Below are 1,181 nucleotides of genomic sequence, written 5' to 3'. Positions count from 1 at the left end.
AGAACCTCGTTCAAGCGGGGTTTGTCTGGCGGTGTCTTTTTGCGCAGCAGGTAGGCTGCTTGAATCTCATCGGGGTCGAAGAAAAGTTCCGCATCCAAATCCGGACAGGTCCTGCCCAAGCGCATCAACCGCGCGATGCGCCAAGCCACCACCATGAACAGCGCCAAGGCCCGTTCAAGCTGTGTGACCGAGCCCAGTTGCAGGGCTTCGACGCGGCAGGCATTTTTCAGAACGTCGAACAGCATCTCGATTTCCCACCGAGCGCGGTACCAGTCGATCAGCTCGACAATGGCCTCGGGCGTGTTGACCTCGCGGTTGGTCAGCAAGCGCCATTCGATCGGTTTGACGCCTTCCGGCGCATCGATCTCGCGCGCGATCACACAGGTCGCGACGACGCTTTTGTCTTTGCCAGCAGGCAGTGTCACTGTACGTGCCCACAACTGCTGGCGCACCGTGCGCGCCTTCACGCCGTGTCGTGCCGCCATCGCGAACGTCAGTTCGCCCATCGGCGCACCCGCGCCCGTATGCTCCCACAGCTTGTCGCCGTCGGGCAGACAGCGGTTGTGCTTGGCGCGCACCAGCCAGTCAGCCGGCGTGCCCAGTTCCTGCGCGCGCAGCATCAGCGGCACCAGATCGGCCTCGCGGTCGGCCACATACACCAGCCGTGTGGCTGGCAACTGCACCGCCATCTCGGCGATACGTTCGTAGCCCTCAATCCAGCGCAGGCTTTCCTTCGGCCCGCCGCGCGCACCGGTCTTGTCCTTCTTCTCGCGCGCCCACATCCACGCGTCGATGATGCCCAGCGGCTCGCGCGCGGGCGTCACCGCGTACGTCGGGTGCAAATACATGCCGCGCTGGGCTTCGTAACTCAACGGCCCGAGGCCGACACCACGCTGGCCGTTGAAGTCCAGTTCGGTCGTGTCCTGCAAGCACAGCACCACCGGCAACGCGGCCATGCGCTGTGTGGTTTTCTCCCAATGCGGCATCATGATCGCTTGCCACTCGACGCTGTCATTGTCGAAGAAACGATACGCCGCCATCGTTTCGCCCCAGCCTTGGCACGCCTTCGGCACGCTCGCCGTAGGGTCAGCCGCAAATCGTTCCATCAAGATCCTCGCTCGTTTGTTCAGGCGCGCGTCGCCCAGGTCAAGTTGGCCAAATTCCGTCTCGGTCCAAGGTGC

General features: G+C 63.3%; 1 protein-coding gene. It reads right to left on the bottom strand.

Annotated elements, in window-relative coordinates:
- A partial coding sequence (locus ACQ4WM_RS24675; RefSeq protein ID WP_436549292.1) for an IS4 family transposase occupies nt 1-1,181 on the bottom strand: 1,181 nt, incomplete at both ends.

The sequence above is a fragment of the Janthinobacterium longum genome (assembly GCF_051380735.1).
Classification (GTDB): Bacteria; Pseudomonadota; Gammaproteobacteria; order Burkholderiales; family Burkholderiaceae_D; genus Janthinobacterium.
Note: the sequence above shows the minus strand (reverse complement) of the source record. Positions and strands in the feature narration are given on the sequence as shown.